The 24,303-nt window shown below is 66.2% G+C and carries 24 protein-coding genes and 1 pseudogene; 13 read left to right on the top strand and 12 right to left on the bottom strand.

What is annotated here, in order from left to right; genetic code table 11:
• Positions 1-77 precede the first annotated feature (77 nt).
• On the top strand, positions 78-809 hold the full coding sequence (locus KXD98_RS24290; RefSeq protein ID WP_260760868.1) for a GntR family transcriptional regulator: 732 nt from the start codon (positions 78-80) through the stop codon (positions 807-809).
• On the opposite strand, the gene KXD98_RS24295 is transcribed toward KXD98_RS24290, so the two are convergent.
• From KXD98_RS24295 to KXD98_RS24315, 5 genes are all read right to left on the bottom strand, one after another.
• The gene (locus tag KXD98_RS24295; protein ID WP_260760869.1) at positions 712-1,902 is read right to left on the bottom strand and encodes an MFS transporter; all 1,191 of its coding nucleotides are present in this window, start codon (positions 1,900-1,902) and stop codon (positions 712-714) included. The genes KXD98_RS24290 and KXD98_RS24295 overlap by 98 nt on opposite strands.
• A gap of 56 nt (positions 1,903-1,958) precedes the next feature.
• Positions 1,959-2,954 (bottom strand): ABC transporter permease, encoded by a 996-nt coding sequence (locus KXD98_RS24300; protein ID WP_260760870.1) that lies wholly within the window; start codon positions 2,952-2,954, stop codon positions 1,959-1,961.
• Positions 2,954-3,859, bottom strand: a complete 906-nt coding sequence (locus tag KXD98_RS24305; protein WP_260760871.1) for an ABC transporter permease — start codon at positions 3,857-3,859, stop codon at positions 2,954-2,956. The genes KXD98_RS24300 and KXD98_RS24305 overlap by 1 nt, the downstream gene beginning before the upstream one ends.
• Positions 3,860-3,926: 67 nt before the next feature.
• On the bottom strand, positions 3,927-5,243 hold the full coding sequence (locus KXD98_RS24310; protein WP_260765391.1) for an NtaA/DmoA family FMN-dependent monooxygenase: 1,317 nt from the start codon (positions 5,241-5,243) through the stop codon (positions 3,927-3,929).
• 74 nt (positions 5,244-5,317) lie between these two features.
• A complete protein-coding gene (locus KXD98_RS24315; protein WP_260760872.1) occupies positions 5,318-7,324 on the bottom strand; it encodes an ABC transporter ATP-binding protein in 2,007 nt (668 codons plus the stop codon).
• A 242-nt stretch (positions 7,325-7,566) separates the two neighbouring features.
• Between KXD98_RS24315 and KXD98_RS24320 the strand changes: the two genes are divergently transcribed.
• Entirely contained in the window at positions 7,567-8,052 is a 486-nt protein-coding gene (locus KXD98_RS24320) for an NADPH-dependent FMN reductase (protein ID WP_260760873.1), read from the top strand.
• Positions 8,049-8,549, top strand: coding sequence for a flavin reductase family protein (locus KXD98_RS24325; protein WP_260760874.1), 501 nt, complete (start codon positions 8,049-8,051; stop codon positions 8,547-8,549). Before KXD98_RS24320 ends, KXD98_RS24325 begins: the two co-directional genes overlap by 4 nt.
• A gap of 48 nt (positions 8,550-8,597) precedes the next feature.
• On the opposite strand, the gene KXD98_RS24330 is transcribed toward KXD98_RS24325, so the two are convergent.
• Entirely contained in the window at positions 8,598-10,226 is a 1,629-nt protein-coding gene (locus KXD98_RS24330) for an ABC transporter substrate-binding protein (RefSeq protein ID WP_260760875.1), read from the bottom strand.
• Positions 10,227-10,490: 264 nt separating this feature from the next.
• Between KXD98_RS24330 and KXD98_RS24335 the strand changes: the two genes are divergently transcribed.
• Positions 10,491-10,907: a hypothetical protein gene (locus tag KXD98_RS24335; RefSeq protein ID WP_260760876.1), complete on the top strand. Its 417-nt coding sequence runs from the start codon at positions 10,491-10,493 to the stop codon at positions 10,905-10,907.
• Here the strand turns inward: KXD98_RS24335 and KXD98_RS24340 are convergent.
• On the bottom strand, positions 10,875-11,876 hold the full coding sequence (locus KXD98_RS24340; RefSeq protein ID WP_260760877.1) for a DEDDh family exonuclease: 1,002 nt from the start codon (positions 11,874-11,876) through the stop codon (positions 10,875-10,877). The genes KXD98_RS24335 and KXD98_RS24340 overlap by 33 nt on opposite strands.
• A 77-nt stretch (positions 11,877-11,953) precedes the next feature.
• Between KXD98_RS24340 and KXD98_RS24345 the strand changes: the two genes are divergently transcribed.
• Both KXD98_RS24345 and KXD98_RS24350 read left to right on the top strand, forming a co-directional pair.
• Positions 11,954-13,177 (top strand): MurT ligase domain-containing protein, encoded by a 1,224-nt coding sequence (locus tag KXD98_RS24345; RefSeq protein ID WP_260760878.1) that lies wholly within the window; start codon positions 11,954-11,956, stop codon positions 13,175-13,177.
• Positions 13,178-13,218: 41 nt separating this feature from the next.
• Positions 13,219-13,890 (top strand): type 1 glutamine amidotransferase, encoded by a 672-nt coding sequence (locus KXD98_RS24350; protein ID WP_260765392.1) that lies wholly within the window; start codon positions 13,219-13,221, stop codon positions 13,888-13,890.
• 2 nt (positions 13,891-13,892) lie between these two features.
• Here the strand turns inward: KXD98_RS24350 and KXD98_RS24355 are convergent, their stop codons facing one another.
• A complete protein-coding gene (locus tag KXD98_RS24355; RefSeq protein WP_260760879.1) occupies positions 13,893-14,549 on the bottom strand; it encodes a response regulator transcription factor in 657 nt (218 codons plus the stop codon).
• Between the two features lie 3 nt (positions 14,550-14,552).
• A complete protein-coding gene (locus KXD98_RS24360) occupies positions 14,553-15,755 on the bottom strand; it encodes a sensor histidine kinase (RefSeq protein ID WP_260760880.1) in 1,203 nt (400 codons plus the stop codon).
• Between the two features lie 134 nt (positions 15,756-15,889).
• On the opposite strand from KXD98_RS24360, the gene KXD98_RS24365 reads away from it, so the two are divergent.
• From KXD98_RS24365 to KXD98_RS24380, 4 genes and pseudogenes are all read left to right on the top strand, one after another.
• Positions 15,890-16,270: a hypothetical protein gene (locus KXD98_RS24365; protein WP_260760881.1), complete on the top strand. Its 381-nt coding sequence runs from the start codon at positions 15,890-15,892 to the stop codon at positions 16,268-16,270.
• The gene (locus tag KXD98_RS24370; RefSeq protein WP_260760882.1) at positions 16,267-17,568 is read left to right on the top strand and encodes a cytochrome P450; all 1,302 of its coding nucleotides are present in this window, start codon (positions 16,267-16,269) and stop codon (positions 17,566-17,568) included. The genes KXD98_RS24365 and KXD98_RS24370 overlap by 4 nt, the downstream gene beginning before the upstream one ends.
• Before the next feature lie 380 nt (positions 17,569-17,948).
• Entirely contained in the window at positions 17,949-18,692 is a 744-nt protein-coding gene (locus KXD98_RS24375; RefSeq protein WP_260760883.1) for an MgtC/SapB family protein, read from the top strand.
• Positions 18,693-18,724: 32 nt separating this feature from the next.
• Positions 18,725-19,185 (top strand): annotated as a pseudogene (locus KXD98_RS24380) (hypothetical protein); the annotation flags it as partial.
• 58 nt (positions 19,186-19,243) lie between these two features.
• Here KXD98_RS24380 and recR read toward each other — a convergent pair.
• Both recR and KXD98_RS24390 read right to left on the bottom strand, forming a co-directional pair.
• Complete coding sequence (recR, locus tag KXD98_RS24385; RefSeq protein ID WP_260760884.1) at positions 19,244-19,855, bottom strand: recombination mediator RecR; 612 nt, start codon at positions 19,853-19,855, stop codon at positions 19,244-19,246.
• Positions 19,856-19,858: 3 nt separating this feature from the next.
• The gene (locus KXD98_RS24390) at positions 19,859-20,191 is read right to left on the bottom strand and encodes a YbaB/EbfC family nucleoid-associated protein (protein ID WP_260760885.1); all 333 of its coding nucleotides are present in this window, start codon (positions 20,189-20,191) and stop codon (positions 19,859-19,861) included.
• Between the two features lie 130 nt (positions 20,192-20,321).
• On the opposite strand from KXD98_RS24390, the gene KXD98_RS24395 reads away from it, so the two are divergent.
• Complete coding sequence (locus KXD98_RS24395) at positions 20,322-21,077, top strand: Rv3717 family N-acetylmuramoyl-L-alanine amidase (RefSeq protein WP_260765393.1); 756 nt, start codon at positions 20,322-20,324, stop codon at positions 21,075-21,077.
• Here the strand turns inward: KXD98_RS24395 and KXD98_RS24400 are convergent.
• Complete coding sequence (locus KXD98_RS24400; protein WP_260760886.1) at positions 21,074-21,538, bottom strand: SRPBCC family protein; 465 nt, start codon at positions 21,536-21,538, stop codon at positions 21,074-21,076. The genes KXD98_RS24395 and KXD98_RS24400 overlap by 4 nt on opposite strands.
• Before the next feature lie 61 nt (positions 21,539-21,599).
• Between KXD98_RS24400 and KXD98_RS24405 the strand changes: the two genes are divergently transcribed.
• Both KXD98_RS24405 and KXD98_RS24410 read left to right on the top strand, forming a co-directional pair.
• The gene (locus KXD98_RS24405; protein WP_260760887.1) at positions 21,600-22,994 is read left to right on the top strand and encodes an FAD-binding oxidoreductase; all 1,395 of its coding nucleotides are present in this window, start codon (positions 21,600-21,602) and stop codon (positions 22,992-22,994) included.
• The gene (locus KXD98_RS24410) at positions 22,991-24,289 is read left to right on the top strand and encodes a class I SAM-dependent methyltransferase (protein WP_260760888.1); all 1,299 of its coding nucleotides are present in this window, start codon (positions 22,991-22,993) and stop codon (positions 24,287-24,289) included. The genes KXD98_RS24405 and KXD98_RS24410 overlap by 4 nt, the downstream gene beginning before the upstream one ends.
• The last annotated feature ends 14 nt before the right edge of the window (positions 24,290-24,303 follow it).

Here is a 24,303-nt window from a genome sequence, read left to right on the forward strand (position 1 = left end):
CAGGGGTTCATGCAGGGAAGGGCGTGAGAGGCGTGTCACCAGCCGAAGATTCGATGTCGGTCACCTCTCGGTCGCGCGTGCCCAGTACCGAGAAGGTCCGTCCCGAGGTTCTCTATCAGCGGCAGCGGCGGAGCCCCGACCGACTGAACAATTCACCACGGCGCACCTACGATCTGCTCCGCTCGTGCCTGGTGACCTCCGGGCCCGGTCTTCCACTGGTGGAGCGTGAGTTGACCGATGCGCTGTCTGCCAGCCGTAACACCGTCAGGGCGGTCCTGCAGCAACTGGCGCGTGAGGGCCTGGTGACCCGGGAGCCCAAGAACGGTACCCGCGCCACCAGACCGGTGATCCTACCCGTCGACCGACTTGTCCCGGTCGAAGCAGAGATTCTCGAATGCCGGCCGCTGGGCTGTCCGCCATTGGTTCGAGACCGACTTCACCTGCCGGTCGGTTGGACCGTGCTCATGATCGAGAGCCTGATGCTGGAAGCGGGCACACCGCTGGGCATCTCGGTGAACTACATCGCCCTGGGCGAAGAGCAGTCGTTGGAAGCCGGCAGCTACGAACCCGACGTCATCCACATACTCGAGCGGCAACTGGGGCTGCGCATCGGCGACAGCAGCACGACCATCGGTGCCGTGGCCGCCGACGACCAGACCGCAGAGCTTGTCGGTGTCGAGCTCGGTGCACCCCTGCTGTGGGTGGAAGACGTCATATCCGACGATTCGGGTCAGCCCCGGGCGCTGTCTCAGTTGCGCCTGCGAGGGGATCGAGTCGCCTTCCTTTCCACTGCCCGTCGCGCTGGCTGAGCGCTGTCAGGCCCAGTGCCGCCAAGCCTGCCAGGGCCGAAACCGTCAGAGCCGCTTGGGCTCCGAGCAGAGTCGCGGTGAGGCCGAGAAGCACCATACCGATCGGCAGGGCAAGACCGATGGTGGTGGTGAGCAGACCCAGCGCGACGGCTCGTTCGTGGGAGTCCACGGCAGCCACCGGAAGAGTGGCTTGCGTCGATCCGAACAGTCCCTGCCCAACTCCGGCGAGGACCAGCGCGAGCAACGCGACCGACACCAGTGGTGCACACGCGAGCAGCAACAGTCCCGACAGGCACAACGCCACCCCCAGCGTGTACGCCGGCAACGGCCGCCGTAGCGGACGCACGACGAGCGCCGCGGCGACGCCGAGCGCCACCGACCCGGCGGTCGAGCCGACCACCCCGGCCAGCAGCGGTCCGCTGTCAAGACGCCGGGCGATCACCGGGACCAACGGGATGAAGGCGAAGTAGCACACGTTGCAGATGACCGTCACGAGAAGAATGACCTGCAGTGCCCCTCTGTTGCGAAGAACGCGCCAATGTCTTTGTCCCGCAGTTTGTGTCGGCACGCTCAACACCACCGGTGACGCCGTTGACAACCTGCGCGTCGAGATCCAGAGCAGCGGGATGGAACAGCCGAGCAGCAGTGCCAAGACACCGAATGCTGCGCCGATCCCGAATCCGGCAATGCACAGACCGCCCACCAACGGGCCGAGCATCATGGCACAGGCCGTTGCGGTGACCTCGGCGTTGAGAACTCGTGTGGCGTGACGCGGCCCGGCCATGCAGAACAGCAGTTCCCGTTGGGCGGTCATGTTGACCATCCCGCCGAAACCATAGGCCAGCATGAAGGGATAGACCATCCAGGTGTGCACATGGTCTGAAGCCACGAGACACGTCATCACGACCGTTGCTGCCAAGAGCGCATTCTCAGTGCCAGAGACCAGTCTGCGGGCGTCTGCGGCGGTGCGCAGGCGCGCGGCGGCATACGTGCCGAGCAGCATCGGGGCGAACAATGCGACACCGACGAGCTGGTTGGCGATCGGCGGCTCACCCATCTCGGTGACCAGGTAGGTTCCGGTGAACAGGCCCATCCATCGGGTCAGGTGCCAGAAGAACGAACTGACCAGCAGGCAAGGCAGTGCCGTTGTCAGAGTGCGACTCTCGGATCAGCGACGGCCTGCAGCGCGTCGACGACGATGTTGACCAGCACGTACAGCGCACCGATGACGAGAGTGACGCCGGCGATCGCATTGAAGTCCGCCTTGTCGATCGCCCGTGCGATGTAGAGGCCGATACCGGGGCGAGCGAAGATCAGCTCGACCAGAATGCAGTTGCCGATCACCACGGCCAGCTGCAACCCCATCAGTGCGAATACCGGGCCCAGCGAGTTGCGCACAGTGTGCACGAACAGAATTCGTCTCTCAGACAGACCTTTCGCGCGGACCGTGCGGATGTAATCGGTGCGCATCGTCGTCTCCAGACTGCTGCGCAGTACCCGCCCGACTGCCACCGCCGGCGTCAGCGCCAGGCAGAACGCGGGCAGGAGGAGGTGAGCAAGCCCGTCGACAAAGACCTCGGGTCGCCCGGCGATGAGGCTGTCGGCGAGCAGGAACTGCGTCGGGCCGCTGGGTGCGTCGTGGTAGGACGTCTTCCCGGTGACCGGGAGTATTCCGAGGTGGCGATAGAACAGCAGCATGCCCAGCAGACAAGCCAGGAACACCGGGACCGACGCACCCGAGATCATCACCACACGCAGCACTCCCGAACCACGCCAGCGCTGCGCCGTCGCCACGCCGAGAAGACCGCCGATGGCCACGGCGAACAGCATCGCCACCGCAAGCAGCTCAAGAGTTCCGGGCAGGAACGTTGCGATGTCAGACAACACCGGGGTCCGGGTCAGGCTCGATTGACCGAGGTCACCTTGGACCGACCTGACCAGGTAACGCCAGAATTGCACAGGTAGCGGCTGGTCGTAGCCCAGTTGCGCACGGGCGGCGGCGTATACCTCCGGCGAGGCCTTCGCTCCCACTACGGCTGCGACCGGATCCACCGGTGCGACCTGCTGCAGGCTGAATACCGCGATGACGAGTACCAGCAGGACGGGGATCGCACCGAGCAGGCGCCGGGACAGGATGGCCAACATCAGCGGTCCCGGATACGGTCGCGCAAGGCGTCACCGGCGAAGTTGGCGATGATCGCGAGGAAAGCGACTGCGGCGGCCGGCATCACCGGAATCCACCAAGCGCTGAAGATGTAGGTGACACCCTGGGCGCTCATCGCCCCGAGTTCCGGGGCGGGCTGGGGCGCACCTAGACCCAGGAACGACAGGGTGGCCAGCATCAGCACCAGTGCCGCGATGTCCAGGCTGGCCGTCACGATCGTCACCGGCACCGCGCCCGGCAGCAGGTGTCGTCGCAACTGCCGCCAACCGCTGACTCCGCCGATGCGGGCTGCCTCCATGTGCGGTGATACCCGCAATCGGCGGACCTCGGCCCGCACGATGCGGGCATAGAGCGGCCACCAGACCAGCGCAACGCCGATCAACGTGTGAGTGTACGAACGACCCAGGGCGGCAACGATGGCCAGTGCCAGAATCGGCCCAGGCAGGGCGAGAAAGGCATCGGTCATGCGCATGAGCACCGCGTCGAGCCAGCCTCCCCGAGCACCGGCGATCAGCCCGATGAGGCCTCCGACCAGAACCGCCGACGCCACCACCGCCAGGGCGCCGAACCAACTCATCTGCATACCGCACAGCACTCGGCTCAGAACGTCTCGACCGACGGTGTCGGTGCCGAGCAAGTTGGTGGCATTGGGTGCGGTCATCGGTTTGCCCACAGCCAGCAGCGGGTCGAAGGGCGCGATCTGGCGGGCGAAGATCGTCACCACGAAGAGCAGCGCAAGCGCCCCGAATGCGGCGTATCCGGTCCCGGGCATACCCAAGAAATACTGGCGGGTCGCCAGCCCCACCCGTCCTGAGGCTCGGACCAACCCGGCTGGCAGCGGAAAGCTCGGGTACTTCGCTGATCCGGCGTTCTCGGTGACCGCCATCGACATCTCCTCGTCTCGACTGTGGATGGAATACGCCGGGCCCGGGCGACTCTGGCCGGGCGTGCGCTCAGAACTCCCGCAACGTGTCGCGCAACGTGGTGCCGGTGTACTCGGTGCGGGTCAGGCCCAGCCGTTGCAGTTCGGGCACCAGGCCGTCGGTGATCGACGAGATGTAACTGCGGTTGAGGTCCCAGCCCGACTTCATGATGAGGAAGCCGTCGCCTCCGATCTCCTCCATCGCCTCGCCCATTCTGCGAGCGACCTGCTCAGGCGTCCCGATCAGTTCGATGCCGGTGCGTCCCCATTCAATGGCCAACTGCCGCAGTGTTTTCGGACCAGGACTGCCATCACCGCGCATGAAGTGCTCCAGCGATCCGCGTTCACCGTTGGTGGTCAGTCCCTCGGGCAGCGGTTCGTCCCAGTCGAACTTCTTGAAGTCGATCTCGGTATTCGACGAGATCCCAGCCAACGACTTCTCGATGTAGCTGTCCGACGAGACCAGCCGTTCGTAGTCGGCGCGGGCCTCGGCCTCGGTCGGCGCGACGATGGGTGATACGCAGAACATCAGCTTGATGTCATCGGGATTCCTGCCGGCGGCCTCGGCCCTGGCCCGGATGTCGTCGCGGTAAGATCTCATTCCCTCCACCCCGGTACCCACCGCCACGATTGCGTCGGCGGCCCGCGAGGCGAAGGCCCTGCCCCTCGGCGACGCACCCGCTTGCAGGATGGTCGGCTTGTGCTGGGGGGACGGCACAGTGTTCAGCGGGCCGCGCGATTTGAAATACTTGCCGACGAAGTCGATGGTGCGCACCTTTTTGAAGTCAGCGTAGGTATGTGTTTCCCGGTCCATGACCACCGCATCGGCGTCCCACGAATCCCACAACTCGCAGACCAGGTCGTAGTACTCGTCAGCGACGTTGTAACGCTCGTCGTGCTCGGGCAGTCCGTCCAACCCGAAGTTCTGCGCGGCCCGATCTTCTGCTGAGGATACGATGTTCCAGCCGAACCTCCCGCCGGCAATCGAATCCACGGTTGAGGCGAGTCGAGCGAGCAGATAGGGCGGATAGAACGACGTCGACATCGTGGCCACCACACCGAGGTGGGACGTCATTGCCGCGATCAACACTGCCAGCGGAACCGGGTCATGTTTGGGCGCAAAGACCGAGTTCTTCAGCGAACCTTCCATCGTTCCGCCGTAGGCATCGGCCACCATCACGGTGTCTTCGATCATGATGAAGTCGAAACACGCTCGCTCCATACTGCGTGCCATATCTACGTAGAAGCGCCCGTTGGGCCACTGAGCCACATCCGGGGACGCCCAAGGCGTGTCCCATTCCGGCGGAATGAAGTTCATGAACCAGCCCAGGTGGAACTTCTTTGTCATCGTCATCTCCTGATTCATCGGATCTCCGCGGAACTGTGGAACCGCGGGGTGTTTGGTTTTCCGTGCGTGAACGGTCAACCCGCGAGTTGGCGCCCGGCCTGCGTTTCGGTGAGCAGGCAGGACACCAGGTGCCTACCGGCGTCTGCAGTGGCAAGCAATGTCGGTGCTTGCGTTACACAACGGTCCACACGCTGCGGGCACCGTGGGTGAAAGGCGCATCCGCTCGGCACCGCAAGCGGGCTGGCGGGCTCACCAGGCAACCGCACCGGCGCCTTGCCCGGACTGGGTATAGCAGCCAGAAGCGCCTTTGTGTAGGGATGTTTCGGGTTGTCGATGATCTCCTGGGTGGGCGCCAGCTCGACGATCTGGCCGAGATACATGACCGCGATCCGGTCCGCAATGAACCGTGCTGCGGCGAGGTCATGGGTGACGAACATGACTGCCATACCAAGCTCACGCCGCAGCTCCTGTAGCAGGTTCAGTACTGATCCGGCCAGCGACGCGTCGAGCGCCGAGGTCGGCTCGTCGCACAGCAGAAGTCGAGGGGGGTCGATGACAGCCCGGGCGAAGGCGACTCGCTGGCGTTGACCGCCCGACAGGCTCGACGCTTTGACATTCGCGACGTCGGGCGGCAGTCCGACCTGACGCAGAGCGGCGTCGACACGTTCCCGCCGACGGCTTCGGTTGGTGGATCGCAGAAGTCTCTCGCCGACGATCTCTCCCACTGTCATCCACGGGGTCAGGGACGCCCCGGCGTCTTGGAAGATCATCTGCGGCCGGACGCCGTCGCACTGCACTGTGCCGCCGTCGGGTTTGATGAGCCCGGCCACGACCCGCAACAATGTTGATTTCCCGGACCCGGATTCCCCCACCACGGCAATGGATTCGCCGAGCGAGACGTCGAGAATGACATGCCGCAACGCATGCAGATCGTCATGGCGAAAGGGGCCCCGCCGCACGCTGAACCGCTTCTCCACACCGTTGATCTGCACCGCAAGCCTGGATTGGTCGAGCTCGATCATCGGCGGAAACGGCCGGAAGTCCCGACGGCTCTGGGTCTGGGTGGTCGCGCCCGCCACGATGCAGGCTGCGACCCCCGAATGGGTGGCAGCCGGTACGGGTTGGGGAACCAGCTCCGCGCAGGCGGCGGTGGCAGCACAGCAGCGTGGGGCGAACGCACAGCCCGCTTGATCTTCTCTTGGGTCCGGCGGCTGACCGGGCAGTGCGCTGATCGGTTGTCCCACGGGGATATCCAGGTCCAGACGTGAATCCAGCAGTCCGAGGGTGTACGGATGCGACGGTGCAGCCAGCACCTCGTCCATCGCGCCGAGTTCGGCCAGCCTGCCGCTGTACATCACCGCCACCCGGTCAGCGATCTGCGAGGCCACCCCGATGTCGTGGGTGACCACGATGAACGACGTGCCCAGTTCCAGGCACAGATCCCGCAGCAGTGCAAGCACCTGAGCTTGCACCGTGACATCGAGAGCCGTCGTGGGTTCGTCGGCGATCACCAGGTCCGGACGGCCGGCCACCGCCATGGCAATCATCACCCGTTGCCGCAGCCCCCCGGAAAGTTCATGAGGGTAGGCCTTCATCCGTCGGACCGGATCAGGCACGCCGACGAGTTCAAGCAGTCGCTGGGCCTCGCCGGCGTCCTCGGTCACCTCGACAATCTGCCTTCCCACCCGCATCGTCGGGTCCAGCGAGGTCATCGGATCCTGGAACACCGCTCCCAGGTGGGTCTTGCGCACCCGGCACCGTTCCTGTGGACTTGCGGTGACCATGTCGATGCCGCAAACCTCGGCTCGACCGGAGATCGACGGAGCCGGTTGTCCGGCGAGTAGACCGAGCAGACTCAAACCCAGCACGCTCTTACCAGAGCCGGATTCCCCGACCAGCGCGAGCACCTCACCGGGTGCGACGTCGAGGCTCACGCCCCGCAGCGCATGCAACGGCACGCCGCGACGCCGGAACGTCACCGACAGCTCGCGCACGCTGGCACGCGGCGCGGTTTCCCGGACCGCTGTCGGCCGCGTCGTCGGCCCGGACGCTCTCGGCACTGGGGGGTTGTCGATGCTCATGGCGGGCTGGTCTTTCGTTCGCTGCCGGAAGTGGATTGACCCGACCTTGGGTAGCGACAGCAAAACCGTTGTGCGTGACAGGTTCACGACGTACCGATGTCGATCGGATTGCGCCGCTGAAGTTTCGGCAGCCCCAGCTGTGGCGCAATGCAGGATTTACCCGGTGGCCGGACCTGAGAAATCAACGTCTTCTTGACTGCATGGAAGAACACGTTGACCGGGTGAACGGAGAAGGGCTGCGCATGACCGTCGTAGTAGTGGGAAATCCCAAGCCGAACTCGCGGACACGAGCCGCAGCGGAGCTGGTCGCCGAACGACTCAGCGGCGCTACACCTGAACATGTCATCGATGTCGTCGACCTCGGCTCCGGTCTGCTGGGATGGGGTGACCCGAAGGTGGCCCAAGCCAAAGAGATCGTGAAGTCGGCGCAGTGCCTGCTGGTGGCATCGCCGACGTTCAAGGCGACCTACACCGGGCTGCTCAAGCTCTTCCTCGATCAGTTCGGACAGGGTGAGCTCGGTGGGCTCACGACATTCCCGCTGATGCTCGGCGGTTCGCCGACCCACGCATTGGCACCGGAGCTGACGCTGCGGCCGGTGCTGGTCGAGATCGGGGCCAGTTGCCCGGCGCCGAGTCTGTATCTGCTCGACTCCGATTACGCGACGTCACCGGAGCTGGACACCTGGCTCGCCATCGCGCGTCGGTTCGTGCCGCAGGTGTCGGTATGATCGCCGCAGTCGAGGGACAGTTCGACCAGACCCTGTTACGTCAGGCGCTCGGGTGTTTTCCCAGCGGGGTGACCGCGTTCTGCGGCCTGATCGACAACATCGCCGAGGGGATGGCGGCGAGTTCCTTCACGTCTGTGTCGCTGGCCCCTCCGCTGGTGTCGGTGTGCGTCGCGAACACCTCGACGACGTGGCCCAAGCTGGCGCGACTCGAGCGGCTCGGACTCAGCGTGCTGGCCAGCGACCACGGGACCGTCGCGCGGTCGCTGGCAGCCAAAACCGCAGACCGTTTTGCCGGTGTCGATTGGGAGGCCACCGACAGCGGTGCCGTTTTCGTGCACGGGTCCACGCTGTGGCTGGAGTGCGCACCGTTCAAACGTATCGAGGCCGGTGACCACGAGATCGTGGTGCTGCAGGTCATGGCGCTGGCGATGTACCCGGATATTGCTCCGATGATCTTCCACCGCAGCGGATTTCACGCGCTCTCTGCCACCGGATGATCTGGCGGTTCCGGGAGGCGGCCCCCTGCCGAACCGCCTCCCGGACCGTCAGGCTCGTTTGAGTGCCGGCGGCCAGAAGATCTGCGGAAAGAATGAATTGCTCTCGATGCCGGTCAGGTAGGTGTGTGCCACCATCGAATTGGGCGGCAGGCACAACGGGATGAAGACCGCCTCGTCGAGGACGATCTCGCTGCACCGCCGATATACCTCGTTCATCTGCTCCGTGGTGGGCTGTTGGACTGCCTGGTCCATCAGCATGTCCAGCTCGGGGTTCGAATACTGGTAGAAGTTCAGCGGCTTGGCCCCGGTGCGCATCAGGATGCGGAAGGTGGTGTCGAGGTGCAGGGTGTCCCCGCCCAGGAAAGTCACCATCATGTCGGGTCGTTTCTCCGGCGGCTGATTGGCCAGGTCGAACTGCTCAGCCACCGGCAGCGTCCGTACGGTCACATCGAGTCCGAGTGCAGCCAGTTGGCTCTGTACCAGTTCGGCCATCTGCTGTCGCGGTGCTCCGCCGTCGGCTGCCCAGGCCAGGTCGACCTTCTTCGAGGCCAGTGTCGCCACCTTCGCCTCCAGCGCTGCGGTGTCGACCTCGGCCGGGAACGGCGCCATCTCCGGGGGCAGTGACTTGGCCGGCCACATCGTCTCCTGCACCGTCGCCAAACCACCCCACGCGGTCTCGACGATGCTTCTGCGATCCAGAGCGGAGAGCAACGCCCGGCGCAGCTCCACGTCGGCGAAGATGCCTGACATCGGATTGAGCCATATCGCCTCACCCACCCCACCGACGGCGTTCACCACCGAGAACTGCGGATTGTTCTGATATGCCAGCACATCAGGGATGGCCAGACCCTTGGTCACGATATCGAACGCGCCGGAGTCGAGCTGCATCTTCTGCGTCGTGATGTCGGGGGTGATCTCGATTCGGACACTCTCGAACGCCGGCTTTCCGCCCCAGTATTCGTCGAACGCAGCCAGCGTGTAGTGGCTGCCCGGAACGAACTCGGTGAAGGTGTAAGGCCCGCATCCTGCATCGTGGGTCTTGAGCCAATCCTGGGCGAGATCATCCCCTTTGGCGTTGGAGGCCACCGCCGTCGGGCTCACCGCGAACGGTTGCCATGGACAGGCCAGATAATGCAGAAACGCGTTGTTGGGTTCAGAGAGCGTGACGACGAAGGTCGTGGGATCGGGCGCCGCGGTGCCGGCCACTCCTTCGACCATGTATGCCGGCCCTTGGTTGACGGCCGCGCGACGCGTGAAGCTCTCGACCCAGGACTGCGCGTCAGCGATAGTCCCGTCGTGGAACTTCACGCCCGGATGCAGGACGAAGGTGTAGACGAGCTGATCCGGCGAGACCGTCCACGACTTCGCCAGCGCGGGGATGATCTCGGCCGAGGCGGGTTCGTAGCGGACCAGACCTTCGTAAGCCAGATGCATCACCTGGGCACCCTCGCCCTCGTACATGATGTCGGGATCGGGGACCTGCATGTCGGCCAGGAACGGCATCCTCAGGGTGAGGGTGCCACCGTTGGATGCGGAGCCGCCCGCCCCGCATGATGCGAGAAGCGATGCCAGCCCGATTCCGCCGATGGTCAGGCCGCCGGCCTTGAGGAAGCTACGGCGATCGAGGCCGGCGGGGGGCTTGGGCGATCTCGCGGACGGATGGGCAGGTTCGAACACGGCGCCTCCTACTGGACTCGGCTTGCTGGGCAGAACACGGCATTCGCTGGCGTGGTTCTTTGCGCGCAGTCAATCTCGGTCTCGTGACGCATCCGCGTCACGGGAGTGCCTCGCGTATTACGCCGGTGTCGGCGGTCACCGGGCCGCGCACGCCTGACGAGGCATCGCCGCCGAATTCCGGGGTCTTTGGACTCTGCTCCGGCTCCGGCAGCACGGCTTGACTGAGGCTCACGCACACCGTGTCACCTGGGTCAAGGAGCCGTCATGTGGGATTCATTCTGGGACTACTTCTGGTCGATGCTCGTGATCTTCGCGTTCATCGCCTATCTGCTCATCCTGTTCACCATCCTGGCCGACCTGTTCTGGCGCGACCACAAGACCTCGGGATGGATCAAGGCGGTGTGGGTGATCTTTCTCGTGGCGCTGCCGTATCTGACTGCGCTGGTCTACCTGATCGTCCGCGGCCGAGGCATGGCGGAGCGGGCCCGTGAACAGGCGCTGCAGGCCAAACGGGAGACCGACGATTACATCCGGCAGGCAGCCGGGCGCAGTCCAGCCCAGGACATCGCCGACGCCAAAGCGCTGCTGGATGCCGGAACGATTTCCCAGACCGAGTTCGACCGTCTGAAAGCCCGCGCGCTCGGTACGTCAGAACAGGGTGAACTGATCACCGGCCGGTGAGGCCTCGGTGAACTCTTCGATGGCCGAGCCGCCGATGACCGCGTCCAGCGCGGCGAGGAACGCCGCGCTGCCCAGCAGCGGGACCCCGAATTCGCCGGCCTGATAGGCCTTTCCCTGTTCGGGCGCCGCGGTGTCGCACACCACCAGCGACGTGTGGGCATCGACGGTGTCGGTGTAAGCCAGACCGGCCGCCAGGAGTCGTTCGACGAGCTCCTCGTGGGTGCAGTCGACTTCGGCGGCCAACGCCACCCGCATGCCCTGCACCAGTGGTCGTCCGGCGACGTGGCGGCCCGGGTTGGCGTAGGGGCACGGCATGCGCGCGGCGAGCGCCTTGAGCGGGCGCATTTCCTCATGGGTGACGCGCCCGTTGGGCCAACGCCGCCGCGTCACCGGGTGCACGGGCAGCCACTTGCGACGCTCCGCTGCGCGCACCAGCACCGGCTTGAGGATCTGCGCCAGCACCATCGCGTCGTCGAGCGCGTCGTGCGGCCGGATCTGGGTGACGCCCCAGTGTGCGGCCAGGGTCTCCAGACGGAGATTCTCCAGCCCCAGATCGCATCGCCGGGCCAGCTCGACAGTGCACATGACCGAATCGACGGGCAGCTCGGCGTGTACCAGTTCGGCCTCGGCGGCCAGGAACGCATAGTCGAAACCGGCGTTGTGGGCGACCAGGGTTCGTCCGCGCAGCACCTCGGCGAGGTCGCCGACGATGTCACCGAAGGCCGGTTGGCCGGCCAGCATCTCGGCGGTGAGGCCGTGCACATGGGTGGGACCGGGATCGACACCCGGGTTCAGCAAGCTGTAGAAGCTGTTCTCGACGTTGCCGTCGTCGCTGAGGGCCAGCGCGGCGATGCTGACCACCCGTGCCTGACCAGGACGGAAACCGGTGGTCTCGACGTCGACGACGGCCCAGCCCGACCCGGGCTGATCAGCTGGCCTGCCCCAGCGGGTCGCGACGGTCGGGCTCATTCTCCGAGGATGGCACGCACCGCCGACAAGCCGTGCTCCATCTCACCGCGTGTCGGCCGCTCTTCTACACTCCCGGCATGGTCACTGCGCGCGGACGGGTGGCGCTCGCGGCAGGCGCCGCGGCGCGATGGGCGTCACGGGTGACCGGTCGGGGCGCGGGAGCGATGATCGGCGGTCTGGTCGCCATGACACTGGACCGCTCGATTCTGGGCCAGCTGGGCCGCGACCGCCGCGCGGTGGTCGTGACCGGCACCAACGGCAAGTCCACCACCACCCGGATGACCGCGGCCGCGCTGGGCACGCTCGGACAGGTGGCCACCAATGCCGAGGGCGCCAACATGGACGCGGGCCTGGTCGCGGCGTTGGCGTTGGCGCCGCGGGCGCCGCTGGCCGCGCTCGAGGTCGACGAGATGCACGTACCGCACGTGTTGGACGCGGTCGACACCGCGGTGATCGTCCTGCTGAATCTGTCGCGCGACCAACTCGACCGCGTGGGTGAGATCAACCACATCGAGCGCACGCTGCGCGCCGGACTGGCCCGCCACCCCGCCGCCGTCGTGGTGGCCAACTGTGACGACGTGCTGATGACCTCGGCCGCCTATGACAGCCCCAACGCAGTGTGGGTGGCCGCCGGGGGCAGCTGGGCCAGCGATTCGGTGAGCTGTCCACGCACCGGCGAGGTGATCGTCCGACAGGACCGGCACTGGTACTCCACCGGCTGCGATTTCAAGCGCCCTGACCCGGACTGGTGGTTCGACGACTCGCACCTGCACGGCCCCGACGGTCTGGTGCTGCCGATGACGTTGACGCTGCCCGGCACGGTCAACCGGGGCAACGCCGCGCAGGCGGTGGCCGCGGCGGTGGCCCTTGGCGCGGACCCCGCCGCAGCGGTGGCTGCGGTCTCGGCCGTGGACGAGGTGGCCGGGAGATATCGGACTGTGCAGGTCGGCGCGCACACCGTGCGGATGCTGCTGGCCAAGAACCCGGCCGGCTGGCAGGAGGCGTTGTCGATGCTGGATCGCGACGCCGCCGGTGTGGTGATCTCGGTCAACGGCCAGGTGCCCGACGGCGAGGACCTGTCGTGGTTGTGGGACGTGCGATTCGAACACTTCGAGAACGTCCCGGTGGTCGCTTCCGGGGAGCGCGGCACCGATCTGGCGGTGCGACTGGGGTACGCGGGGGTCGAGCACACATTGGTACACGACACGATGGCCGCTATCGCGTCGTGTCCACCCGGTCATGTCGAGGTATTGGCCAACTACACCGCGTTCCTGCAGTTGAACAGGCGGTTGTCGCAGTGAGCGAGTCCACGGTGCGGATCGGGTTGGTGTTGCCCGACGTGATGGGCACCTACGGTGACGGCGGCAATTCGTTGGTGCTGCGCCAACGGTTGCGGCTGCGCGGCATTGCCGCCGAGATCGTCGAGATCACGCTCGACGACCCGGTGCCGGCCGAACTGGACCTCTACACCCTGGGCGGGGCCGAGGACTACGCGCAACGTTTGGCCACCAGGCACCTGAGCCGTTATCCCGGTCTGCAGCAGGCCATTTCACGTGGCGCGCCGGTATTGGCGATCTGTGCGGCGATCCAGGTCCTCGGACACTGGTATGAGACCTCGGCCGGCGAGCGGGTCGACGGCGTCGGCGTGCTGGACGTGACGACCTCACCGCAGCCCGAGCGCACCATCGGCGAGGTCGCCGCCACACCTTTGGTCGACGGGTTGACCGAGCCGCTCACCGGATTCGAGAACCACCGCGGCGGAACGGTTCTGGGCACCGATGCCCGACCGTTGGCAGCGGTGACCAAGGGCGCGGGCAACCGGGCCGGTGACGGTTACGACGGTGCCGTGCAGGGTTCTGTCGTCGCAACGTACCTGCATGGCTGTTGTCTGGCCCGCAACCCCGAGCTGGCCGACCACCTGCTGGCCAAGGTGGTGGGTCGGTTGGCACCGCTGGACCTGCCGGAGGTCCGGCAGCTGCGCCGGGAACGGCTGGCCGCGCCCCGGCGGGTGTGAACCTATCGGGCCGCAACGATGCCGTGCTGGTAGGCGTACACGATCGCTGCGGCCCGGTCACGTAACCGCAACTTGAGGAAGATGCGGCCGATGTGGCTCTTGACCGTGACGCCCGAAATCACCAGCTCGGCGGCGATCTCGGAATTGGAACGGCCTTTGGCCATCAGCCGCAACACGTCGAGCTCGCGAGGTGTCAGGTCGTCTACCGACTCGACGTCCGGTTCCTCGGCTGCGGTCCGGTAGGTACTGAGCACCCGACCGGTGATCGAAGGGTCCAGATAGCCGTCTCCACGGGCCACCGCGTGCACCGCACGGATGAGTTCCTCGGCCGGCGAGTCCTTCAGCACGAATCCAGCTGCCCCGGCCCGTAGTACGCCCGAGAGCAGCTCGTCATCACTGAACGTCGTCAGCGCCAGAACCGGCGGTCCGCCACCGGCCGTGAGCTCGCGCGTCGCCTCGATCCCGTTGACCCGCTTCATGCGCAGATCCATCACCACGACGTCAGGCCGGTGCTCGGCGACCGCAGCGGGCACTTCGTCGCCGTCGGAACACTCAGCGACGACGACGATGCCGTCTTTGCGGCGCAGGATGCGGCGCAGGCCAGAGCGCACCAGTTCCTGGTCGTCGACGAGCAGCGCGGTGACGACGTCGCCGGTCATCAGCTAACACCACCGGAAAGGGCACGCGGGGTCCTCGTCGATCGGGACGACCGCCCGCACCGTCCATTCGTCGTCGTTCGGGCCGGCCTGGATTCGTCCGCCGAGGAGCTCGACCCGCTGCCTCATCCCGAGCATCCCGCGGCCGGCGGTGCCGCACCGGCCGACGACGGGAACCGGCAACCGGTTGGCGACGGTGAGCACGGCGGCCGAGGCGTCCAGTTCCAGCGACATGCGCGCACAGGTGTCGGGCGCGTGCTTGGCGATGTTGGCCAGCGACTCTTGGGCGATGCGGTACAGCGCCAACCCGGCGGCCGCCGAGATCCTGTCCAGTTGGCCACGCGCATCATAGGTGACCGCCAGACCGGCACGGACGAAGTCGTCCACGAGTGTCGCGATGTCGGCGACGCCGGGCTCGGGAGTGACCTTGTTGACACCGTCATCGAGCAACCCGACCGTGCGACGGATGTCAGCCATGGCTTGACGACCCAGCTGTTCGGCCTGCTCGAGCGCCTCGACCGCCTCGTCGATCTCACCGTCCTCGCGCAGGGCGCGGCGGGCCCCGGTTACGTGCAGCAGCGTCACGCTCAGCGAGTGGGCGATGACATCGTGCACCTCACGAGCGATGCGGCGGCGCTCGTCGCTTGCCGCGAGCTCGGAGAGTTTCTGCTGCGCTCTGCGCTGCTCGATCAGCAGCTGCTGTTGAACCCTCATCAGATAGCCGACCAGCCAACCGATTCCGATGAAGGACAGGTAGAGCATCGGCGTGTGCACCCGGTCCAACGCCGCCGCACCGAGCAGTACGGCTGCCGCTGCGGCCGCCGCGAGCAGGCCTCCGCGCAGCGTCGCCACCGACCCGACCACACCGGTCACCAGGCTGAGCACGACCGGCGCGAAATCTCCTTCGATCGGTGTGGAGGTGGCGAACAACAGCAGGGTGACAGCGCCTGTCCACGCCACACCCAATGCGACCGCTTCGAAGGCCACCACGTCGAAGGTCACGAAGATCAACCACGGCAGGCTGGCCAGAACCAGTGCGATAGCACCGATCCACCACTCGCTGAAAGGGCGCTGGACGGCGGCGATCACCAGCATGATGGTCAAGGTGACGTCGACGCTGACGATGGTCGGCCAGGAGAAACCGCCGGGCAGACTGGCCTCCTTGGCAGCCGCATACCCCCGCAGTCGACGCTTCACCGCAGCCAGCATCAGGCCAGTTTATCGGCGTGATCGGGTCGGTGGCATCAGTCCGTGGTAGGCACCGGTTCTCCTACCACGGTAGGAGCACAAGATCGGACCTGGGAACGACGACACCGTAGGGCCGGATTCGTAACGTCGATGCCATGACATGGTCTCAATTGCACGAGCGGATGGCGTTCATGGCCGACATGGTCGAACGCGCGACGACGGACCCCGAGGAGGCTTTGGCGATGGCCAGTGCCTCCGACGACGTCCGCAGGCTCTTCGGCGACGAGGAGGGATTGCTGCTGGCGCTGCGGCACCGGTGGGTCACCATGCTGGCGGCAAAACTCGACCAGGCGTCCTACGACGACGTGCCCGCCGAGCGGGCCCGTGCCGAGCTCGCCGCGGCCAACCCGGGACTGCGGGCTCTGCTGGACACCGCGGCACGTCGGTCGGTGCGGGTTCGCGCCCTCGATCGGGGTGAGCAGCGGATGGTCGACTACTTCACCGGTCCACGCGCCGGTGGTCTGACGGTCGCATGAGGTCCCGCCCGGCCATCTGGTTGCGCTGGGCCACCGTGCACGGCGTGCCGCGGGCATTCCTGACGGTCCGCGCGCGCCGCGGTGAGCCGCTGGGGCAGCTGATGCTCGGGCACGGTGACCGGTTGGCCCTGCTCGAGGAGATCCGCGATGCAGGACCGCTGCTGCGCACACCCGTGGTGTGGGCCACCGCCGATCACGCCGTATGTCGGACGGTGCTTCGGGACAACGATTTCGGGGTGGCCGACCCGTCGGAGACCGGACTTCCCGACCGTCTGCTCGGACTCGTCCGGCGGGTGGACCCGGGGCTGCCCAACCCGGTGGAGCCGCCGTCGATGTTGATGGTCGACCCGCCACAGCACACCGAGTACCGACGCCTGGTGGCGCGCAGCTTCAGCCCAAGGTCCATCGCAGAACTCGACACCCGGATCGGCGATCTGACCTCGGGCCTGCTCGATGAACTGGAGCGCCGCGACCGTGTGGACCTGATCGCCGACTACGCCGCGCAACTGCCCGCCGCGGTCATCTCGGAGATGCTCGGGGTGCCCGACCAGGCCAGGCCGCGGATCCTGGGCTGGGGCCGGCGGGTGGCCGCGCTGCTCGACATCGGGATCGCGTGGCGGCAATTCCGCCCCGCGATCGACGAGCTCACCGATGTGGAGAACTACCTCGGTGCACACTTTCGTCGCCTGCACGCCCACGGCGCGGACGGCACACCGTTCAGTAAGCTCGCCCTCGACGGCAGCCTGGCCGGTCGTGAATTGATCGCCAATGCAGCGTTACTCGTCGGAGCCGGGGTGGAGACGACGGTGAATCTGATCGGCAACGGCATCGTTGCGCTGCTCGACCACCCAGAGCAACTGGCCCTGCTGCGCGAGGACCCTTCGTTGTGGCCCGCAGCGGTGGAGGAGATCCTGCGCTACGACAGCCCGGTGCAGATGACAGCCCGAACTGCACTATGCGACAAGGTGATCGCCGGGCGCAAAGTGTCCCGGGGTGAAGTCATCGTGATGCTGCTGGGCGGCGCCAATCACGACCCGCAGGTCTTCGAACATCCCCACCGGTTCGACATCTCCCGACCGAACGCGCGCGAACATCTGGCATTCGCGACCGGTATCCACGTCTGCCTGGGCGCGGCGCTGGCTCGCATCGAGGGCGCGACGGCGTTGCGGGAGTTGTTCACCCGTTTTCCGGACCTGACGATGCAGGGTCCTGCGCAGCGGCGCGGCCTGGTGACTCTGCACGGGTACCGGCGGTTACCGGTAGGACTGAGGTCACGCACACAGCCCGTCTCAGGCTAGGCCGTCACAGAAACACTTGTACATTTGTTTGATTGTTGTGGCAGGATGTGTTCAGTACCCCGACCCAGAGGAGGTGTGACACATGAGTCCTGGGTCTAGAAGCTCGGGTCGCAGTCGCACGACGGGTTTTTCGGATCTGAGGCCGAACCCGGTCCGCTGACGCGGCCCGAATCAACACCTGCGACAGCGGTTGCGCCACCACGTGGTTGACCGGGTGATCACGGTGGCCCACCACCACGACGACGGGCCCGCCGTGCCCAGTGCAACAGCCGAGCAGGTGTTTTCACAGTTCACCCATGTCACTGCGTTGCATCGAGGGCGCCTGCCCGCTTCGTTGCCTGCCCATGGGCCGAATCTGCTCCTCGGAAAGGACTTTCGCCATGGAGACTCTGTCCATCGTCGACTTTGTACTGCGGCTCGGAGTCGGGCTGGGATGCGGCGCGCTGATCGGACTGGAACGGCAATGGCGTGCCCGGATGGCCGGTCTGCGCACCAATGCCCTGGTCGCGACCGGGGCGACACTCTTCGTGCTCTATTCGGTGGCCGTCGGCGACGACACCAGCCCTACCCGCGTCGCCTCATACGTGGTCTCGGGAATCGGATTCCTGGGTGCCGGGGTGATTCTGCGTGACGGACTCAACGTCCGCGGCCTCAACACCGCCGCCACCCTGTGGTGCTCGGCTGCCGTCGGCGTGCTGGCAGCCCAGGGGCTGTTGTTGTTCGCATTGACCGCCACCGTGGCCATCGTTGCGGCCCACCTTCTGGGCCGTCCCCTCGGTCGGCTCATCGATCACGACACATCCCCTGAGCCCGACGAAGACCTGCGACCGCACCAGCTCAACCTCACCTGCTGCCCGGAGATCGAACAACAGGTGCGGGCGCACATCGTCGCTCACACCGGCGGTCACGACGTGATCTTGCGCGGCATCCGTGCGGGTCGCTCGGGTGACGACATCGACGTGACGGCGTCGTTGCTCGTCGATGGTGACGCTCCCACGCGGCTGGAGCACCTCGTGGCGCAACTGTCTCAGCAACCTGGCGTGCACACGGTGCACTGGCACACCAGTGCCGACACCAACACCACCGAGGATGCGGTGTACCGCACCGATGCTCCCTCGAACTGACCACCCCGAGCACCAGGAAGCGACTGTCTGAGATGACCTTGCCGCTGTTAGGACCGATGAGCATGTCGGGGTTCCAACGTGGGTGGTTCTTCCTGTTCCTGGTGGTGATCGCCGGATTGGTGGCGCTCTACCTCGTCGCCGCACGCCATCGGCACCGGCGGATGCTGCGGTTCGCCAACATGGAGTTGCTGGACAGGTGAGGAGAATGTGCCCTCCAACCCCGATGCGTCGAGGGGGCGTTCACCGCGGCCCGTACCGCCAACGAGCAAGGCGTCCCGATCTCGGCGATCTCGTTCGGCACTGCCCACGGTTTCCTGGACCACAAGGATCTGCAGGTGGCGGTGCCCGTCGCGACAGCACCCTGGCCAGGGTGACCGAGCTGTCCGGGGGCAGGCTGGACCATGCCGCCGACGCCGATGAGCTCAAAGACGTCTATGCCAATCTGCAGGACCAGTTCGGTTACGAGACCATCCGCGGCGAGCCGCGAATCGGGCCCCCGCGGCGAGCCGCGAATCGGGCCCCCGCGGCGAGCCGCGAATCGGGTCCCCGCCTCACACCATCGCACGACGGCCGGCCAGCGCCCGCCCCAGCGTCAACTCGTCGGCGAACTCCAGATCACCGCCCATCGGCAGGCCGGAGGCGATCCGCGTGACGGTCAGCCCGGGAATGTCACGCAGCATCCGCACCAGGTAGGTCGCGGTGGCCTCCCCCTCGGTGTTGGGGTCGGTCGCGATGATCACCTCGGAGATGTCGACACCGTCGACGCGCTCACCGATGCGGTTGAGCAGCTCGCGGATGCGCAACTGGTCGGGACCGATCCCCGACAGCGGATCCAGCGCCCCGCCGAGCACGTGATAGCGGCCGCGGAACTCGCGGGTGCGCTCGACGGCCTGGACGTCCTTGGGTTCCTCGACGACGCACACCAGCGAGGCGTCGCGGCGGGAGTCGCTGCAGATCCGGCAGCGTTCTGCGTCGCTGACATTGCCGCACACCGCGCAGAAGGTGACCCCGTCGCGGACCCGATTGAGCACCGCGGTCAGCCGGTCGATGTCGGGCGGCTCGACCGAGAGCAAGTGGAACGCGATGCGCTGGGCGCTCTTAGGCCCGACTCCGGGCAGCTTGCCGAGTTCGTCGATCAGGTCCTGGACGGGTCCTTCGAACAACCGTCACATCCCCGGCAGGCCCAGGCCACCCATACCGCCGGCCAACGGACCGAGCCGGTCGTGGGCCAGGATGGTGACCTGTTTGGCGGCGTCGGCGATCGCGCCGACGATGAGGTCCTGCAACGTCTCGATATCTGCGGGGTCGACGACCTTGGGGTCGATCGACACGCCGACCACCTCGCCACTGCCACGCATGGTGATCTGGACGAGACCGCCGCCGGCCTGCCCGTGCACCCGGGCGTTGGCGAGCGCCTCCTGCGCCTCCATCAACTGCTGTTGCACCTGCTGGGCCTGAGCGAGCAGTGCGGACATATCTGGTTGGCCACCGGGCTGCATGACTGATCCTCTTTGCGTGTTCGGTATACAGATCGATCTAATATCGGTCTCGACTTGGTTGCGCTCGTCCACAAGCGGCACTTCGGACTTCCAGGGTAGTCCGCAGCGGCGCTACCGTGGCGCCGTGCCCGTGCCAGCCATCCTGCGTGTCGGAGCCGCTGCGGTGGCCACGATCGTCGCCGCAGCCACGCTTTCCGCTCCCGCCCACGCTGCCCCGTCCAATGTCGCCGGCAAGATCGTGTTCCTCGATCCCGGTCACAACGGTTCCAACGACGCGTCGATCAGTCGCCAGGTGCCCACCGGCCGCGGCGGCACCAAGGACTGCCAGACCAGCGGCACCTCGACCGCCGACGGCTACCCGGAGCACACCTTCAATTGGGACACCACGCTGCGCATCCGCGCGGCCCTGCACGCGCTCGGTGTGCGTACCGCGATGTCTCGCGGCGACGACACCGGCTTGGGTCCCTGCGTCGACGAGCGGGCCGCGATGGCCAACGCGCTCTCGCCCAACGCCGTGGTGTCGATCCACGCCGACGGTGGACCGCCCACCGGACGCGGTTTCCACGTGCTGTACTCGGCGCCGCCGCTCAATGCCGCGCAGGCCGGGCCCTCGGTGCAGTTCGCCCGGGTGATGCGCGACCAGCTGGCCGCCTCCGGGATCCCGCCGGCCACCTACATCGGGTCCTCCGGACTGAACCCGCGCTCCGACATCGCCGGACTGAATCTGGCCCAGTACCCGTCGATACTCGTCGAGCTGGGCAACATGAAGAATCCGGCCGACTCCGCGCTGATGAAGACGCCGGAGGGCCGACAGAAGTACGCCGACGCCGTGGTGCGCGGCATCGTGGCGTTCCTGTCGACCCAGACGAGCGCCCGCGCCGCCTAGCCCTGGGTGCCCTCGACGGCCACGGTGCCCTCGATCTCGCGTTTGAGGTTGCCCAGGACCTGCGCCTGGATCTTGCGCAGCCCGATCGGGGCGAACGTCCTCTCGAAGAATCCCCCGATGCCGCCGGCACCCTTCCAGGACGTCTTGACGGTCACCGAAGAGCCCGGACCTGCCGGAGCGACGGTCCAGTTGGTCACCATCGAGGAGTTGGCATCCTTCTCGATGACGGTGCGGCCGGCCACATCGACGGTGGCCTTGACCTCGCGTGAGCGCGACTTGGTGGCCTGCAGCTTCCACTGGGCCACGGTGCCGGCGCCCTGGCCGCCTTCGAGTACCTGATATCCGCTGTAGTGCTCGGAGAGGATCTTGGGGCGCATCGCCTCGTAGTCGGCGACCGCGGCCAGCACGGCCACCGGATCGGCATCGATCAGAACCGAACTCGTCGCGCTGACCTGTCCCATCAGTGCACCCTCCTCGTCAGTAGCGTTAGCATCCGTTGCCGCTGCGGACTAGCGTATATGTGTGTCTGTTGCCTCGACCGACGCACGGGCTGCGCATGCAGACGGTGTGCAGCGACTGTTGGCCAGCTACCGGGCCATCCCCGCCGATGCCACCGTCCGTCTCGCCAAGCCCACGTCGAATCTGTTCCGCGCCCGCGCGAAAACCGGTGCGCCGGGTCTTGACGTCTCGGGCCTGACCGGCGTCATCGCCGTCGACCCGGACGCGCGCACCGCAGAGGTCGCGGGCATGTGCACCTATGAGGACCTGGTCGCCGCGACACTGCCGTACGGACTTTCACCGCTGGTGGTTCCGCAGCTCAAGACCATCACCTTGGGTGGCGCGGTCACCGGCCTGGGCATCGAGTCGACTTCGTTTCGCAATGGTCTGCCCCATGAGTCCGTGCTGGAGATGGACATCCTCACCGGCACCGGAGACGTCATCCGCGCCGCGCCCGACGAGAACTCCGACCTGTTTCGCACTTTCCCGAATTCCTATGGAACTCTGGGATATTCAGTGCGGTTGACGATCGAGCTGGAGCCGGTCAAGCCATTTGTCGCACTGCGCCACATACGCTTTCACTCGCTGGCGGATCTGGTCGAGGCGATGGACCGCATCGTCGAGACAGGCGGCCTGCACGGCGAACCCGTCGACTACCTCGACGGTGTGGTGTTCAGCGCCGACGAGAGCTATCTGTGTGTCGGCACGCAGACCACCACCGCAGGCCCGGTGAGCGACTACACCGGCCGGCACATCTACTACCGCTCCCTACAGCATGCCGACGGTGAGAAGCACGACCGGCTCACTGTGCATGACTACCTGTGGCGGTGGGACACCGACTGGTTCTGGTGTTCGCGGGCATTCGGCGCCCAGAATCCGCGCATCCGCCGCTGGTGGCCGCGGCGCTACCGGCGCAGCAGCGTGTACTGGAAGCTGATCTCCTACGACCAGCGTTTCGGCATCGCCGACCGGATCGAGAACCGCAGCCTCCGCTCCCCTGGCCGTCCACTGCGCGAGCGTGTGGTCCAGGACATCGAGGTGCCGATCGAACGGACTGTCGAGTTCGTCGACTGGTTTCTGCGTACGGTGCCGATCGAACCGATCTGGTTGTGCCCGTTGCGGCTTCGTGAGTCCTCGGACAGCTGGCCGCTGTACCCCATCCGGCCCGACCACACCTACGTCAACGTGGGTTTCTGGTCATCGGTACCGGTGGGGCCTGAGGACGGGTACACCAATAAGCTCATCGAGCGTAAAGTCAGTGATCTTGACGGGCACAAGTCGCTGTACTCCGACTCGTTCTACTCCCGAGAGGATTTCGACGAACTCTACGGCGGCGAGGTGTACACCACGGTGAAGAAGGTATACGACCCGGACTCTCGGCTCCTCGATCTGTACGCGAAGGCGGTGCGATGTCAATGACCACGGCTGACCACACTCACGGCAAGCTCTCGCTGTCGGAGATTCTCGAGATCCTCGTCGGTGGCCGGTTGCCGTTGCGGTTCAACGCCTACGACGGCAGCAGCACCGGCCCGCAGGACGCCCCCCTGGGACTGGAGCTGTTGACCCCGCGCGGCACCACCTATCTGGCAACCGCGCCCAACGACCTGGGGTTGGCGCGCGCGTACATCGCCGGCGACCTGGAGATGCGCGGAGTGCATCCGGGTGATCCCTATCCTCTGCTCACGGCGCTGACCGATCGGCTGGTCTTCAAGCGGCCACCGGCGCGGGTGTTGGCCAATATCGTCCGTTCGATCGGTATCGAACACCTCAAGCCGATCGCCCCACCCCCGCAGGAAGCCTTGCCCCGGTGGCGTCGCGTCGCCGAAGGGCTGCGGCACAGCAAGACTCGCGACGCCGAGGTGATCCACCACCACTACGACGTGTCGAACACCTTCTACGAATGGGTTCTCGGGCCGTCGATGACCTACACCTGCGCGTGCTACCCACATCCGGACGCGACATTGGAACAAGCGCAGGACAACAAGTACCGCTTGGTTTTCGAGAAGCTCAATCTCAAGCCCGGGGACCGACTGCTCGACGTGGGATGTGGCTGGGGAGGCATGGTGCGCTATGCGGCGCGCCACGGCGTGAAGACACTCGGCGTGACGTTGTCGAAGAACCAGGCTGAATGGGCGCAGAAGGCGATCGCCGAAGACGGACTCGGCGAGTTGGCCGAGGTGCGTCACAGTGATTACCGCGACGTCCGGGAAACGCAGTTCGACGCGGTGTCCTCGATCGGGCTGACCGAACACATCGGCGTAGCCAACTATCCCGGCTATTTCGATTTTCTGAAGTCGCGGTTGCGTGACGGCGGACTGTTGTTGAACCACTGCATCACCCGCAACAACAACCGGCATACCGCCTCCGCCGGCGGCTTCATCGACCGTTATGTGTTTCCCGACGGCGAGCTCACCGGTTCGGGAAGGATCATCACCGAGGTGCAGGACGTCGGTCTGGAGGTCGTGCACGAGGAGAATCTGCGCCACCACTACGCGTTGACGTTGCGTGACTGGTGCCGCAATCTCGTCGAGCGCTGGGACGATGCGGTCGCCGAGGTCGGATTGGCCACCGCGAAGGTGTGGGGGCTCTACATGGCAGCCTCACGAGTCGGCTTCGAGCAGAATGCCATTCAGCTGCACCAGGTACTGGCGGTGAAGGTCGACGATCGCGGAGGTGACGGCGGCCTGCCGTTGCGGCCCTGGTGGACCGCCTGAGCCTGAGCGGCGGG

The sequence above is a fragment of the Mycobacterium sp. SMC-4 genome (assembly GCF_025263265.1).
Classification (GTDB): Bacteria; Actinomycetota; Actinomycetes; order Mycobacteriales; family Mycobacteriaceae; genus Mycobacterium.

What these genes read in the sequence shown, in the direction of transcription:
- KXD98_RS24295 (WP_260760869.1), bottom strand. Translation starts at nt 1,902, where the DNA reads ATGGGCCTGTTCACCGGAACCTACCTGGTCACCGAGATGGGTGAGCCG.
- KXD98_RS24300 (WP_260760870.1), bottom strand. Translation starts at nt 2,954, where the DNA reads ATGTTGGCCATCCTGTCCCGGCGCCTGCTCGGTGCGATCCCCGTCCTG.
- KXD98_RS24305 (WP_260760871.1), bottom strand. Translation starts at nt 3,859, where the DNA reads ATGGCGGTCACCGAGAACGCCGGATCAGCGAAGTACCCGAGCTTTCCG.
- KXD98_RS24310 (WP_260765391.1), bottom strand. Translation starts at nt 5,243, where the DNA reads ATGACAAAGAAGTTCCACCTGGGCTGGTTCATGAACTTCATTCCGCCG.
- KXD98_RS24315 (WP_260760872.1), bottom strand. Translation starts at nt 7,324, where the DNA reads ATGAGCATCGACAACCCCCCAGTGCCGAGAGCGTCCGGGCCGACGACG.
- KXD98_RS24320 (WP_260760873.1), top strand. Translation starts at nt 7,567, where the DNA reads ATGACCGTCGTAGTAGTGGGAAATCCCAAGCCGAACTCGCGGACACGA.
- KXD98_RS24325 (WP_260760874.1), top strand. Translation starts at nt 8,049, where the DNA reads ATGATCGCCGCAGTCGAGGGACAGTTCGACCAGACCCTGTTACGTCAG.
- KXD98_RS24335 (WP_260760876.1), top strand. Translation starts at nt 10,491, where the DNA reads ATGTGGGATTCATTCTGGGACTACTTCTGGTCGATGCTCGTGATCTTC.
- KXD98_RS24340 (WP_260760877.1), bottom strand. Translation starts at nt 11,876, where the DNA reads ATGAGCCCGACCGTCGCGACCCGCTGGGGCAGGCCAGCTGATCAGCCC.
- KXD98_RS24345 (WP_260760878.1), top strand. Translation starts at nt 11,954, where the DNA reads ATGGTCACTGCGCGCGGACGGGTGGCGCTCGCGGCAGGCGCCGCGGCG.
- KXD98_RS24350 (WP_260765392.1), top strand. Translation starts at nt 13,219, where the DNA reads ATGGGCACCTACGGTGACGGCGGCAATTCGTTGGTGCTGCGCCAACGG.
- KXD98_RS24355 (WP_260760879.1), bottom strand. Translation starts at nt 14,549, where the DNA reads ATGACCGGCGACGTCGTCACCGCGCTGCTCGTCGACGACCAGGAACTG.
- KXD98_RS24360 (WP_260760880.1), bottom strand. Translation starts at nt 15,755, where the DNA reads ATGCTGGCTGCGGTGAAGCGTCGACTGCGGGGGTATGCGGCTGCCAAG.
- KXD98_RS24365 (WP_260760881.1), top strand. Translation starts at nt 15,890, where the DNA reads ATGACATGGTCTCAATTGCACGAGCGGATGGCGTTCATGGCCGACATG.
- KXD98_RS24370 (WP_260760882.1), top strand. Translation starts at nt 16,267, where the DNA reads ATGAGGTCCCGCCCGGCCATCTGGTTGCGCTGGGCCACCGTGCACGGC.
- KXD98_RS24375 (WP_260760883.1), top strand. Translation starts at nt 17,949, where the DNA reads ATGGAGACTCTGTCCATCGTCGACTTTGTACTGCGGCTCGGAGTCGGG.
- KXD98_RS24390 (WP_260760885.1), bottom strand. Translation starts at nt 20,191, where the DNA reads ATGCAGCCCGGTGGCCAACCAGATATGTCCGCACTGCTCGCTCAGGCC.
- KXD98_RS24400 (WP_260760886.1), bottom strand. Translation starts at nt 21,538, where the DNA reads ATGGGACAGGTCAGCGCGACGAGTTCGGTTCTGATCGATGCCGATCCG.
- KXD98_RS24410 (WP_260760888.1), top strand. Translation starts at nt 22,991, where the DNA reads ATGACCACGGCTGACCACACTCACGGCAAGCTCTCGCTGTCGGAGATT.